The organism is Enterobacter sp. BIDMC 30 (genome assembly GCF_000534355.1).
Taxonomy (GTDB): domain Bacteria; phylum Pseudomonadota; class Gammaproteobacteria; order Enterobacterales; family Enterobacteriaceae; genus Enterobacter; species Enterobacter ludwigii.
Genome location: NZ_KI973169.1, coordinates 2,731,104 through 2,746,196, shown reverse-complemented (window position 1 = coordinate 2,746,196; position 15,093 = coordinate 2,731,104). Strand labels below are relative to the sequence as shown.

General features: G+C 57.1%; 7 protein-coding genes. 4 read left to right on the top strand and 3 right to left on the bottom strand.

The features are described 5' to 3' along the window. Positions 1-72 precede the first annotated feature (72 nt). Positions 73-876 (top strand): YdcF family protein, encoded by an 804-nt coding sequence (locus tag L466_RS09430; RefSeq protein WP_032681062.1) that lies wholly within the window; start codon positions 73-75, stop codon positions 874-876. A 48-nt stretch (positions 877-924) separates the two neighbouring features. On the opposite strand, the gene gap is transcribed toward L466_RS09430, so the two are convergent. Then, entirely contained in the window at positions 925-1,926 is a 1,002-nt protein-coding gene (gene gap, locus L466_RS09435; RefSeq protein ID WP_020884211.1) for a type I glyceraldehyde-3-phosphate dehydrogenase, read from the bottom strand. A gap of 189 nt (positions 1,927-2,115) precedes the next feature. Between gap and cybB the strand changes: the two genes are divergently transcribed. Beyond that, the gene (gene cybB, locus L466_RS09440; protein WP_025204247.1) at positions 2,116-2,646 is read left to right on the top strand and encodes a cytochrome b561; all 531 of its coding nucleotides are present in this window, start codon (positions 2,116-2,118) and stop codon (positions 2,644-2,646) included. 49 nt (positions 2,647-2,695) lie between these two features. On the opposite strand, the gene L466_RS09445 is transcribed toward cybB, so the two are convergent. Together L466_RS09445 and L466_RS09450 are read right to left on the bottom strand one after the other, a co-directional pair. Beyond that, positions 2,696-3,763 (bottom strand): oxidoreductase, encoded by a 1,068-nt coding sequence (locus L466_RS09445; RefSeq protein ID WP_032681061.1) that lies wholly within the window; start codon positions 3,761-3,763, stop codon positions 2,696-2,698. Between the two features lie 13 nt (positions 3,764-3,776). After that, the gene (locus L466_RS09450) at positions 3,777-4,520 is read right to left on the bottom strand and encodes a DeoR/GlpR family DNA-binding transcription regulator (RefSeq protein WP_032681059.1); all 744 of its coding nucleotides are present in this window, start codon (positions 4,518-4,520) and stop codon (positions 3,777-3,779) included. A gap of 736 nt (positions 4,521-5,256) precedes the next feature. Between L466_RS09450 and L466_RS09455 the strand changes: the two genes are divergently transcribed. Then, on the top strand, positions 5,257-6,594 hold the full coding sequence (locus L466_RS09455) for a TolC family outer membrane protein (protein WP_032681058.1): 1,338 nt from the start codon (positions 5,257-5,259) through the stop codon (positions 6,592-6,594). A 120-nt stretch (positions 6,595-6,714) separates the two neighbouring features. Next, a partial coding sequence (locus L466_RS09460) for an Ig-like domain-containing protein (protein WP_032681057.1) occupies positions 6,715-15,093 on the top strand: 8,379 nt, incomplete at its 3' end.

Below are 15,093 nucleotides of genomic sequence, written 5' to 3'. Positions count from 1 at the left end.
AGCGGCCCGGGAGGCCGTTGTTTTGTCGATCTGAAGTCGTTAATCTGAACCAGAGCAACTGAGGACATCACCATGGTTCATACGCATTTTCCCCTTCTGCCGGAGTCAACCCTGGCGGCAATCAACACGGTCGGCCAGTGGCTGGCACAGGATGATCTGGGCGATACCCGCGACGTGGCGGCGGTTGACAGGGTTATTCTGGCCGGAAACGCGGTGATGCCGACCATCGACGCTGCCTGCCGTATTGCCGCTGAACACGACGTTCCGTTACTGATTAGCGGAGGGATTGGCCATTCGACCGCGTTTTTGTATGCGGCCATCGCTCAGCATCCGCGTTATCACACTGTCCCGGTAACGGGGCGAGCGGAAGCAAGCATTCTGGCCGATATTGCTCGCCAGTTCTGGCAGATCCCTGATGCGCGCGTGTGGGTTGACGATCAATCAACCAACTGCGGAGAAAACGCGCGTTTTAGCTGGAACATGCTCAAACAACATCAACAGACGTCCGGGCGCGTGCTGGTCGTGCAGGATCCGACCATGCAGCGCCGCACGATGGCAACCTTTGCCCGCGTGTGCCGTGACGAGTCTGCTTCGCCGCAGTGGGTCAGCCACCCGGGCTATACACCGGTGCTGAAAAATGGCGAAAATGGGCTGGTGTTCAGCGGGGAGAGCGCTGGCCTCTGGCCGGTAGAGCGTTATCTCTCGCTCATGTTAGGCGAGCTTCCGCGACTCTGTGATGACATGAACGGCTATGGCCCGGCCGGGCGTGATTTTATTGCACACGTTGAATTCCCTGACGAGGTGACTGCAGCGTGGGCACGGTTAAAGCAGGATCCTGTGCTTACGGAAGCCCTGAACCACCGGTCGCTTCTCTGAGCAGAGGCCGTTTGCGGTATTCCCCTCTCCGCGGAGAGGGGACAGGCATTACAGCGAGGCGAATTTGTCCAGCGTGCGCACCAGCTGGGTGACGAAACCGTATTCGTTGTCATACCAGGCGACGGTTTTCACCAGTTGCAGATCGCCAGCCTCTGATACCTCGGTCTGTGTGGCGTCAAAGACAGAACCAAAGTGAGAGCCAATCACATCAGACGAAACAATCTCTTCATCGGTATAACCAAAAGATTTATTCCCCTGCGTCGCTTTTTTCAGCGCGGCGTTGATCTCCTCAACGGTGACCTTTTTACCCAGAATCGAGACCAGCTCGGTCACTGAACCGGTTTTCACCGGTACGCGCTGGGCGTGGCCTTTCAGCTTGCCGCTGAGGGCCGGAATCACCAGACCGATGGCTTTGGCCGCCCCGGTGGTGTGCGGAATGATATTCTCCGCCGCGGCGCGTGAGGCGCGAAGGTCTTTCCCGCGCGGGCCATCCACCAGCGCCTGCGTGCCGGTATAGGCGTGAATGGTTGTCATGGTGCCCACTTTTATTTCAAACGCATCGTGCAGGGCTTTTGCCAGTGGGGCGAGGCAGTTGGTGGTACAGGAAGCAACGGAAATAATCGTATCACTGGCGTCAATGGTATCGTCATTCACGTTATACACGATGGTTTTCATCTCACCGGCAGGGGCAGAGATCAGCACTTTTTTGGCACCGGCCTCGAGGTGTGCCTGTGATTTTTCTGCCGACGTGTAGAAGCCGGTGCATTCCACGACGATATCGACGCCCGCGGCTTTCCACGGGATATGTTTTGCCTCTTTTTCGGCGTACACGGCGATAGTTTTTCCGTCAACAATCAGGGCGTCTTCGGTGAAATCTACGCTCCACGGGAAGCCACCGTAGTTGGAATCATGCCTGAGCAGGTAGGCCAGCACTTTGGGAGAGGTGAGATCGTTGATGGCGACGACGGTGTTGCTGTCCTGGGTTTCAAGAAGGCGACGCAGGACAAGGCGTCCTATGCGTCCAAATCCGTTAATGCCAATTTTACTCATGGTGTACTCCTGTGAACGCGTCTTTGCGACAGTTTGAACTCATCCAGGCTTAGACCATCACGGACAGGGCGGCAATTGAAGAAGCTTCATGCGAGGGGAAGTATTTGAAAAACCATACAGAAAAATTAATGAATTTTTAAGGAAAGGGGATTATGTTGGCGCGATATCGGTTATTTATCAGGAAATCTCATGCGTACTAAATATACAAGCCTGCAAATTGCTATCCACTGGCTGGTGTTTTTGTTAATCATCGTCGCCTACTGCGCGATGGAGTTCAAAGGCTTCTTCCCACGCACCGCCCGGCCGGTAATCAACATGATCCACGTTTCGTGCGGCATCTCTGTACTGGTGTTGATGGTGACGCGTTTAGTGGTTCGCCTTAAATTCCGCGCACCGCCGATTGAACCGAAACCAAAACCGATGGTGACCGGACTGTCCCATCTTGGCCATCTGGTGGTGTATCTGCTGTTCATCGCGTTGCCGCTGATTGGTATTGTCATGATGTATAACCGCGGCACTGACTGGTTAGCCTTTGGTCTGGTGATGCCGCACGCGGCAGAATCGAATTTTGATCTGGTCGACGTTCTGAAAGAGTGGCACGAGACGCTGGCCAACGTGGGGTACGTTGTGATTGGTCTGCATGCGATGGCGGCGCTGATGCATCACTATTTCTGGAAAGACAACACCCTCCTGCGCATGATGCCAAAAAAACGCCAGTAACCCATAACAACGAGCCCTGCAGCAGTCTGCAGGGCTTTTTTTTAGCGTTTTATTGCAGTTGAGCGCGCTCTTCCGGGGTTAACTCCAGCGCCTGAGTGGTGCCCGTCTCTGAGGATTTCACGGCCGCTTCCAGTACCGCCATCACCGCCAGCGCCTCGACCGGATGAACCGGATTGGTGATTTTTCCGAGTAGCGCATCACGCACGTTGATGTAGTACTGACGCTGATCGCCTTTCGGCGTGGTAACGGTCTGCGGCTCACCGTTTGCACCAAAGAACACCATGCTGTCACTGTCCTCGCCCCAGGCCTCACTGCCGGGGATCACGCCCGCCAGCAGCTGCGCTTCCTGTTGGTCGATTCGGGCTTTCACCACGCTGCCTTTATCGCCGTGAACGGTAAAACGTGCCGTTCCGCCAGCCACCAGCATGCTGCAGTGCAAAATCACTTTATGTTGCGGATAATCTAAGACCACGTGTGCCCAGTCGTTAATTTCCGCGCCGTCACGCAGCGTGGCGATATTGCCCTGTACCGACTGTGGCAGTCCAAAGAGCTGCAGCGTCTGGTCAATCAGGTGCGGCCCCAGATCAAACCACAGACCGCTACCGGGCACGTTTTGCTCTCTCCAGCGCACGCGCACTTCCGGGCGGAAACGGTCAATGTGCGACTCAAGGTGTTTGACCTTGCCAAGGGTTCCTTGCTCAATAACCTGCTTAATGCCGAGGAAGTCGCTGTCCCAGCGGCGGTTATGGAAGACGGAGAGCAGCCGTTGCTTCTCTTGCGCCAGGGCAATCAGGTCGCGGGCTTCCTGCATGTCGAGCGTGAACGGTTTATCCACGACCACATGTTTGCCTGAATTCAGGGCAAGCGTTGCCAGCGGCGCGTGGGTGGCGTTAGGGGAGGCAATCACCACCAGATCGACATCGGGATGCTGAATTGCCTCTTCCGGGGTTGCCACCACCTGAACATCAGGAAGATCGCGTTTAACCTTCTCTTCATCACGAGACGAAACCACCGCCAGCGTAAGGCCGTCCACGGACTGGATCAGCGGGGCATGGAAGGTCTTGCCTACAAATCCATACCCGATCAGCGCAATGTTGATTGTCTTCTTTTTACTCATGACCTTCTCCACGTTATTTCGCGCAAACCGTAATGTGCATTGCGCCAGGGTCCCCAAGCTCAGGCCAGGGACGATCTAAAAAGAGGTGCTGGATGTTGGATAATCCGCTGACCAGATACGGTTCACAGCGGTTTAGTTTCAGATGGTCGGCGACAATCCAGCGCTCATGACTGGCCGCGAGCATCGCCCGTTTGACCTCGGCATCGGCCTCTTTTCCGGCGCTCAGACCGAGTTCAGCATGGATAGCACAGGCTCCCAGAATGGCGATATCCGCGCGGTAGCGTGACAGCAGGGAGAGGGTGGCGCTGCCGGCAAACAGTCGCTGCTTGTGATCCCATTTTCCGCCGAGCAGGATCAGTTCGATATCGTCACGGTCGCTGAAGTGCCACGCGATATCCAGCGAGGTGGTGATGATTGTCAGCGGTCCCTTCAGGAACGAGGCGACAGCCATTACCGTGCTCCCCGCATCCAGAAACAGCGTCGAACCTGGCGGAACAGCCTGCGCCACCTGTTGACCAAGACGTTGTTTGGTTTCCGGCAGCAGGGTATTGCGCCCCTGACGATTCATGGCCGACAGATTCAGGGCAATTGCCCCGCCGTGGTTCTTTTGCGCCAGCCCCTGTTTCTCGAGATCGGTCAGATCCCGGCGGATGGTGTCCGCTGAGACCTGCAGTTTGTCCGCCAGTTCCGTAATGCTGGCCTGCCCGTGCTCACTAATGATATCAAGCACATATTTTTGTCTGGCCGTTTTGTGCATGGGTAAATCCCGCAAAATGTCGCAATAAGTTGCATATTACAGCATTTTACCGCAGAGGGAAGGGTGTTGATCGACAGTAAGTATCAATGTCCGGTATTGTTCACATTGGTTATTATTAAAATGTTATTAATACGGTGTGAGTGATTCATTCCAAATGTTAACAGCAATGTTACTGTTGTGTTTTATTAAACACACTGGCGGATATAACCATTGTGATACCAATATGCAACCATTAATGCTTTAATGAAATTAATAAATAGCAATAAATTCTGTGTATTTTTATATTAATAGATATTAATGTTGTATATGGCATTATGGTTACTTAAATTGACATTTCTTTGAAAATCTTTGTGTCTGACGCATGCTGAAATTAACGCAAAAATGTGCATCCGGCGATTCTAAAATTTTACTTAAATAACAAAGACTTTATTTGTTTCATTTGAAAGCCCCTTTTTAAGGTTTTGTCCAGAAACCCCATCTTTTTTCTTATCTGTAACACCACATTAACATTGTGGGTGTAGTTGCCTATAGCGCATTTTGTTATGCTGCAAACCAGTTAAAGAAATAAGTAAATTCTTATTGTCATAAGAATATGGTCGGCTCTCATCTCCAATGGAAATGGGGTTGGGGAGCGTTTGTCCAATATTTATTCGGACCCAGGTAAGATATTTGTCGAATTATTTATACCCCTTTAGGGGTAAATATTTAAGCGTCATTCAGAGTCAGGGAGATAAAAATGACTATCATGCGAAATAATATGTTGCTGAGATTTCCAGTCGCCCTGGCATTAATTTCGCTAGCCTTTAATACGGCTTCTGCGAATAGCCGCCAGGTGGGGATTGCTCCGATTGCCGCGACAACATTAAAAGAGAGTATTCTTTTTGCCATCGATCGGGATCCGTCGATTAGCCAGCAGGCCGCGCAACTGGGAATAGGTCAGGCACAAATAGATGAAGCACGCAGCGGCTGGATGCCACAAATATCGTTAAACGGTAGCACCGGCCATAGCCAGACCACCGATTCCAGCGGCTCGCTGCGCAATTCTGCGGCCTGGGGATTGAGTCTGACGCAGCTGGTATACGATTTTGGCAAGACCAACAACAGCATCGACCAGTCCACGGCGCAGCGCGATAGCTATCGTTACCAGTTGATGAGCACCTTGTCTGCGGTGGCGGAAAAAACGGCGCTCAGCTACGTAGAAGTCAAACGCTATTCCGACCTGTTACAGGCCGCCAAAGAGAACGTTCAGGCGCTCAAAAACGTTGAGCAACTGGCCAAACTTCGCGCCGACGCAGGCGTCAGCTCAACCTCTGACGAGCTTCAGACGCGCACGCGCATTGCCGGTATGCAGGCCACGGTCGAGCAGTATAACGCGGCGTTAAACAGCGCCCGCGCACGGCTTGCGGTGTTGACTGGCATGGAGGCCGAGCGCTATTCACCTGTACCGGCGAAGCTTGCCATTGAGCAAGACTCGCTTAATCGCATTGATTACTCGGCCATACCGGCGGTCATGGCCGCGCAGAATATGGAGCGTTCAGCTCAGTATGGCGTGGCAACGGCAAAGTCTCAGCACTGGCCGACGTTAAGCCTGAAAGGAGGCCGCACCCGCTACGAGTCCGACAACCGTTCTTACTGGGATGACCAGATTCAGCTCAATATTGACGCACCGCTATACCAGGGGGGCGCCGTTTCAGCCCGCGTTCGCCAGGCCGAAGGGGCAAGGGCCATGGCATCGTCTCAGGTTGACCAGGCGCGGTTCGATGTCCTGCAAAAAGCCTCTGTTGCGCAGGCTGACTGGACCGGCGCGCAGGGGAGAATGCAGGCGGGGAAGCTGCAGCTGCAAAGCGCATTACGCGCCCGGGATGTTTACAGAAATGAATATACCCTGAGCAAGCGGAGCATTAACGATTTGCTCAGCGTTGAACAGGATGTCTGGCAAGCCACTTCAGCCAAAATAATGGCTGAATATGATGGCTGGAGTTCGGCGATTAATTACGCATCTGCCGTTGATAATTTGATGCCAATGATCGGCATAGAGAAAAACGCTGCCGCAAAATTACCTGATTTGAGTTAAAAAACACGCGTCTTTTTGTGCGAAATAAGTAAGAAAATAATGGGTGCTTTTTCCCAGGGATAGCTACATCCATTTGGTGGACATATCCACAGGAATCCGGACACCTGCAAGGAGAGGAAAATGAGTAACGTAAAAATTGTTGATGTCATCATTCGCAAAACGGCCGAGAAAACGAAATTAACCGGAGAGGGTAATTTGTCGGTTTCTATTTCTTCGCCGAGTGTGATTGAAATTCAGGGTTCTGCTCAGGATGTTGTGCGTTATGTTCGCCAGGGTAAAGACCTGCTTATTTATATGAAAGACGGCAGCGTTATTCGCTGCAATAACTATTTTGTTGAAGATCCACAGACCCATAATCAATCAGAACTGGTCTTCAACGATCAGCAGGAACTGACGCATATTTCTTTTGCCGATGCCGGGGAAGCGTCTGGCGTTGCTGTTACCGAGTTAACCGCGCAGGCTACGCCGGTTGCCAGCATTGAGCCTTTCCTCGAGCAGGGAAGCGTTCTCAATGACGCGCCATGGGGATGGATTGCAGGCGCTGCGTTGGGCGGCGGTGCCATTGGCGCACTGCTGGCGCACGGGGGTGACGGCGAAACCAAAACCAAAGTCATCGACAACACCAAAGATGTTGAAAGCGCGACGCCGACCTTTTTGCTGACGGACAACGCGGGTGATAAGCAGGGTGTGCTGAGTGGAAAAGCGATCACGGACGACAACACCCCAACCTTTAGCGGTACCGGGCAGCCGGGGGCGACCATTCAGGTTAAAGACAGCAGCGGAAGCACCATTGCCAGCACCATGGTCGGGAAAGAGGGTACCTGGACCGTAAAACTCCCGACTCAGGCTGACGGCGAACATACCTGGTCTGTCGTGCAAATCGACGGGAGCAAAACGACGCCGGCGGGCAGCATTACCGTCACAATCTCTACCGCTGACGCCAGCATCACGCTGGGGACAACGGCCGGTGACAACGTGATCAATGCCAGCGAACACTCCGCTGGCTTTACGCTGTCCGGCACCAGCAAAAATCTGGCGCAGGGAACCGGGCTTACCGTCACGCTGAACGGCAAAACCTACACGGCGGAAGTGGGGGCCGGCGGCGCATGGAGCGTGAACGTGCCTGCCGCGGATGCGCAGGCGCTGGGTGACGGCACCTGGACGGTGAACGTCAGCGGTAAAGACGCCGCGGGCAATACCGTGAGCGGCAGCCAGACGATAGGTGTGGATACCAACGCGCCAGCGCTTTCTGTTGATACGATTGCGCAGGACAACATCATCAACGCGGCTGAGCACAACCAGGCGCTGACGCTCACCGGTAAAACCGATGCGGAAGCCGGCCAGATTGTGACGGTAACGCTCAACGGGAAAAATCATACCGCCACGGTGGGGAGCGACGGCACGTGGTCCGTTACGCTGCCCGCCAGCGAGGTGCAATCGCTGGCGAATGGCGACCATACGCTAACGGTGAACGTCAGCGATAAAGCGGGGAACGGATCTTCCACGACCGTCGATTTCACCGTGGACACCACCGCCCCGGTCGTGACGATTAACACCGTTGCTGACGACAATATCCTCAATACCAGCGAGCAGGGCCAGGCGCAGATTATTTCCGGTACGGCGAGCGGCGCCGCAGCAGGGAATGTCGTGAGCGTAACCGTTGGCGGTCAGACCTTCACCGGTGTGGTGCAGGCGGACGGCAGCTGGAGCGTGGGGGTGCCTGCGTCCGTGGTGGGCTTGTTGGGAGAAGGCAACCACAACATTACGGTTTCCGTTACCGATGCCGCGGGCAATACCGGCAGCGCCACACACGGCATTACGCTGAGCGGTAACCCACCGGAATTTACCGTTCATGCCATCAGCCAGGATAACGTTCTCAATGCTCAGGAGGCTATGCAGCCGCTGAGCCTGACCGGCACCAGTACGCTGCCAGACGGCAGCGCCATCACCGTGACGCTGAACAACGTCAATTATCAAACCGTTGTCGAGAACGGGAGCTGGTCAGTTCAGGTACCGGTTTCCGACGTCCTGCAACTGGCGAACACGCTGTACACCGTCAGCGTCAGCGGTACCGACAGCGTGGGCAACAGCGGCTCAGCGGAGGCCACACTGCTGGTTGATACCGTGTTGCCACAGGTGGTCATTAATACCTTTGCCGGCGACAACCGGGTGAATAACGCCGAAGTGGCCGCCGATCAAACGATCAGCGGTCGTGTCACGGGTGCAGCGGCAGGGGATATGGTGTCTGTTTCCGTTGGCGGCAAGCATTACAGCGCCACCGTGGGTAGCGATCTGACCTGGAACCTCACTATCCCGTCTGCGGATCTCAAGGCATTCGGCGACGGCGACCTGACCATTACCGCGTCAGTCACCAACAGCCACGGCAATACGGGCAGCGGCGAGCGCGATATCAATATCAACGCGGCGCTGCCGGGTCTGCGCGTTAACACCCTTTCCGGTGATGACGTGATCAATGCCATTGAGCAGCATCAGGATCTTACCGTGACCGGCTCCAGCAGCCATCTGGCCGCAGGCACGCAGATCACCGTCACCATCAATAACGTCGACTATGTCACCGTGGTCAACGCCACCGGTGGCTGGCAGATTGGTGTTCCGGCGAGCGACCTCCAGTCCTGGACGCCGGGCCATATCGCGGTGCACGTCAGTGCAGAAGATGCGTGGGGCAATGCCGTTGCCGCTGAACACCCGATCGAACTCGACCTGAACGCCGTGGCGGTGACTGTTGATGTCATCTCCGGTGATGACCGGCTGAACGCGGCGGAAAAAGGCAGCGATCTCACGCTCTCTGGCCAGACGCAGGGCGTGGAAGCCGGGCAGACTGTGGTGGTGAAATTCGCCGATCGGACCTATACCGCGCAGGTGCAGCAGGACGGCTCCTGGAGCCTGACCGTACCGGCCAGCGCCATGGAAACGTTGATTGACGGCCGCGCGCAGGTGAGCGTCAGCGTGACGAACGTTAACGGCAACAGCGCCGATGCGTCGCGCGTGGTGACGGTCGATACGCTGCCTCCGGACATCACGATCAATAATCTGACCGATGACAACATCATCAGTGCCGCCGAAGCACAGCAGGATGTCGTGTTAAGCGGTAGCAGCACGGCGGAAGCGGGCCAGACGGTCACCGTCGCGCTGAACGGTAAAACCTACCAGACCACCGTTCAACATGACGGTAGCTGGCAACTGACAGTACCTGCCGCGGACGTCGGCGCACTGGCCGATGGCACCGTCACGGTAACGGCAACCGTGAGCGATGTGGCAGGTAACAGCAGCAGCACGGATCGCGTCGGGCTGGTGGATGCCACCGTACCGCAGGTGATCATTAACGATTTTGTCACCGATACCAATACCATTAACCAGCTTGCCCATACCCAGGCGCAGGTCCTCAGCGGCTCCGTGACCGGAGCGGCAGCGGGTGATTGGGTCACGGTGACCATCAATAACGTGGATTACACCACCGTGGTGGATGTGGCGGGCAACTGGAGCCTCGGCCTGCCTGCGTCTGTGGTACAGGGCCTGGCGGACGGAACCTGGACGATTACGGTCTCTGTGACCGATCAATCTGGCAACACCGGCAGCAACACGCTGGAGGTGGTGGTTAATACCGTGACGCCGCAGATAGGTATTCACACTCTGGCGGCGGACGACGTGATTAACGCCACGGAAAAAGGCGAAAACCTGCTGCTTTCCGGAACCAGCAACCAGCCAGAAGGCACCCCGATCACCGTGGCCCTGAATGGTATTCACTACACCGCCATTACGGATGCCAGCGGTAACTGGAGTGTTACCGTACCGGCCTCCGCAGTAAGCGCGCTGGGCGAGGCGCACTATACGGTGACGGCGAGCGTCACGGACAGTGTGGGTAACAGCGCGTCGGCCACGCACGATGTGCTGGTAGACAGCTCGCTGCCGGTGGTCACGCTCAACACGCTGGCGGGCGATAACATCATCAACGCGGCGGAACTGGCGGCAGGCCAGACCCTGACGGGGAAAGTCGCCAACGCGGCGGCAGGCGACATTGTCACCCTTACCCTGGGCGGCCAGACGTATACCGTTGCGGTGCAGGACGATCTTACCTGGAGCCTGCCATTAACCCAGAGCCAGTTAACCGCGCTCGGTAATGGTGAGCTGACGGTTACGGCCAGCGTGACGAATGCGCACGGAAACACCGGTTCTGCCGCGCTGGACTTCACCATCGACGCCCAGTTGCCTGGTCTGCGTATTGATACCGTGGCGGGCGACGATGTTATCAATATCATCGAGCACGGTCAGAATCTGATTGTTTCCGGTACCAGCACCGATCTGGCAGCGGGCAGCAGCGTTACCGTGACCATTAACAACATTGAGTACGTCGCCACGGTCCTGGCCGATGGAACCTGGAAAGCGGCTGTGCCTGCGGCGGATGTCAGCCAGTGGCCGGACGGTCCTCTCGACATTACAGCCCGCGCGCAGGATGCTTCCGCCAACCCGGTGAGTATCGGGACCGTGGTGGATGTCGATCTCGCCCCGGTCGCGATAAGCGTTAACAGCGTGACCCCTGATAACGTGCTCAATGCGGCAGAGAAGGGACACGATCTGGCGCTCTCCGGCACCACGTCTGGGGTCGAAGCCGGTCAGACGGTGACGGTCACCTTTGGCGGCAAAAGCTACACCACCACCGTGGATGCGAATGGCAACTGGGCTTACACCGTTCCGGCTGCGGATGTAAGCGGCCTGAAAGAGGGCGATGCCCGCGTTCAGGTGAGCGTGAGCAACGTGAATGGCAACCCGGCCTCTTCGTCACACGAATTCAGCGTCGATACCACTGCGCCGGCGGTCACCATCGATACGGTCAGTCACGACAACATGCTCAATGCGGCAGAGGCGGCACAGGATCTCACCCTGAGCGGCACCTCGACTGCCGAAGCGGGGCAGACGGTCACGGTGACCTTTAATGGCAATCAATACACCGCACAGGTACAGGCTGACGGCAGCTGGACGCTTGACGTGCCGGCAGCCGATCTGGCCGGTATCACCGACGGCACTGCCGTCGTTACGGCGACCGTGTCGGATAAAGCCGGTAACCCGGCCAGCACGGATGCGTCTGTGCTGGTGGACACTACCGTGCCGCAGATTACCTTCAACACCGTTGCCGGTGATGACATTCTGAATATTGCTGAACACGGTCAGGCGCTGATCGTTTCTGGCACAGTCACCGGGGCACAGGCAGGCGACGTGATCACCGTGACGCTGAACGGTAAAAATTACAGCGCAATGCTGGACGCGTCCGGCAACTGGAGTATGGGTATTCCGGCGGCTGACGCGGGCGCGCTGGGCAATGGCGACCATACGATGTCTGCGACCCTCACCGACAAAGCGGGCAACAGCACCACGCAGACGCATGAGATTGCGGTTTCCCTGACCGCTCCGGTTATCGCTATCAATACCGTTGCGGGCGATGATGTGATCAATGCCATCGAGAAAGGCGAAGATCTGCAACTCTCCGGCACCAGCAACCAGCCGGACGGCACCACGATCGTCGTGACCCTGAATGGCATTAACTACACGGCCACGACTGACGCCAGCGGCAACTGGAGCGTGATGGTACCGGCAGCAAACGTCTCGGCGCTGGGCGAAGCGAACTACACGGTCACCGCGAGCGTGACCGATACCGCAGGCAACAGCGCGAGCACCAGCCATCAGGCACTTGTCGACAGCGCGCTACCGGTGGTGACCATTAACGCTGTCGCCATTGATGATGTCATCAATGCGGCGGAAGTGACTGCGGGACAGACCCTGAGCGGAAAAGTCAGCGGCGTCGCAAGTGGTGACACTGTCACGATTTCAATGGGGGGCAACACCTGGACCGCCACCGTTCAGGATGATCTGAGCTGGTCGGTCAATGTGCCGCCTGAAGTCTTAAAGGCCATTGGCAACGGCGATTTGACCGTGACGGCAAGCGTCACTAACGGTCACGGCAATACCGGCTCCGGCAGCCGCGACATCACCATTGATGCCAACCTGCCGGGTCTGCGGGTCGATACCGTGGCGGGCGACGATGTGATTAACAGCATCGAGCATGGTCAAAACCTGATTATTAGCGGCTCCAGTGATGGACTGAAAACCGGCTCTGCGTTGACGGTGACCGTCAATGGTAAAACCTATGCGGCGACGGTTCTGGCAGACGGGACCTGGACGGCAGCGATCCCGGCCGCCGACGTCAGCGCGCTGAACGCAGGCAAGGTGACGGTAACCGTTGAGGGTCAGAGCACCGCAGGAAACCCGGTGACGATTGCGCATGACGTCACGGTCGATCTGGCCGCGGTGGCGATCAGCGTCAACGCGATTGCCACCGACGACGTGATCAACGCGGCGGAAAAAGGCACGGACCTGGTCCTGTCGGGTACCACCACCCACGTCGAAGCCAACCAGACCGTGTATATCACCTTCGGCGGCAAGTCTTACACCGCGACCGTGGATGCCAGCGGTAACTGGACCGCTACCGTGCCTTCTGCTGATTTAGGCAGCCTGAAGGAGGGCGATGCCAGCGTGCAGGTTAGCGTTACCAACGTGAACGGCAACAGCGCGTCAGCGGGCCGTGAATACAGCGTGGATACGACCGCGCCGACGGTCTCTATCGACATTGTCAGCGACAACAACATCATTAATGCGTCTGAAGCGCAGCAGGATTTGGTGGTTAACGGCATCACGAACGCGGAAGCGGGTCAGACCGTGACCGTGACGCTGAACGGCAAGGATTACACCACCACCGTGCAGGCGGATGGCAGCTGGAGCCTGAGCGTACCGTCAACCGACCTGAGCGGCATTACCGACGGAAACTACACCATCACCGCGGCGGTATCCGACAAAGCGGGTAACCCGGCCTCGGTGGATCGTGACGTGCTGGTGGATATCACTGTGCCACAGTTGACCATTCACACCGTTTCGGATGACGACGTCATCAACAGCGTTGAGCACGCGCAGGCGTTGATTGTCACCGGGTCTGTCGCCGGCGCGGCAGCGGGTGATGTGGTCACCGTCACCATCAATAATAAATCTTACACCGCCACGCTGGATGCCGCGGGCAACTGGAGCGTGGGAGTGCCTGCGGCCGACGTCAATGCTCTGGTCGCCGGGGATCACACCATCACCGCGACCCTGACCGATAAAGCGGGCAACAGCAACAGTGCGACGCACGACGTGGCCGTCAACCTTACCGCTCCGGTGCTGACCATTGACACCGTTTCAGACGACGATGTCATCAATAGCACCGAGAAAACGCAGGATCTCATCCTCACCGGTACCGCGTCAGGTCTGGCGGCGGGCGCGATCGTCACCGTGATGCTGAACGGCAAAGCCTACAGCGCGACGGTGGATGATAACGGGCTGTGGACGGCTACCGTTCCGGCGGATCAGGTCGGCGCACTGGGTGAAGCGATCTACACCCTCACCGCGTCTGCAACCGATGCTGTTGGCAACAGTACCAGCGTGACTCACACCGTGAACGTGGAGTCTGTCCTGCCGGGTGTCACCATCAACACCGTGGCTGGCGACGATATTATCAATACCGCGGAGCTGGCGACCGGCCAGACTCTCAGCGGTACCGTGGTGAACGCCGAGGCGGGCAACACCGTCACCGTGACCCTCGGCGGTAACACCCTGACCGCAACGGTGCAGGATGACCTGACCTGGTCCGTCAACGTACCGGAGTCCGTGTTAACCGCACTGGGTAACGGCGAACTGACCGTCACCGCCAGCGTGACTAACGGCGTGGGCAACAGCGGCACCGGCGAGCGCGATATCACCATCGACGCCAGCCTGCCGGGCCTGCGCGTGGATACCGTGGCGGGTGACGATGTGATCAACAGCATCGAGCATGGCCAGAACCTGATCGTGACCGGCACCAGCGAAGGACTGGCGGCAGGAACCACTCTGACCGTAACGGTAAATAATAAAACCTATCCGGCCACCGTGCTGGCTGACGGCACCTGGAGTGCGGCTATTCCGGCGGCCGATGTTGGCGCGCTGGCGGCAGGCACGGTAGCTGTCACCGTTGAGGGGCAGAACAGCGCCGGTACGCCGGTGTCCATTACCCACAATGTGACGGTGGACCTTGCGGCGGTCGCCATCGGGATTGACGCCATTGCCACGGATGATGTGATTAACGCGGCTGAGAAGGGCGCGGACCTGGTGCTCTCTGGCACCACCTCCAACGTGGAGGAGAATCAGACCGTCAGCATCCTCTTCGGCGGTAAAACCTATACGGCGTCGGTGGATGCTGACGGCAAATGGACGGCGACGGTGCCGTCTGCCGACCTGGCCGGTCTGAAAGAGGGCGATGCCAGCGTGCAGGTGAGCGTCACCAACGTCAACGGCAACAGCGCGTCTGCGGGCCGCGAGTACAGCGTGGATATCACCGCGCCGTCCGTAACGATTAACACCCTGGCGGCTGACGACATCCTGAATGCGACCGAAGCGAAAGCTGACCTGACGGTGTCCGGT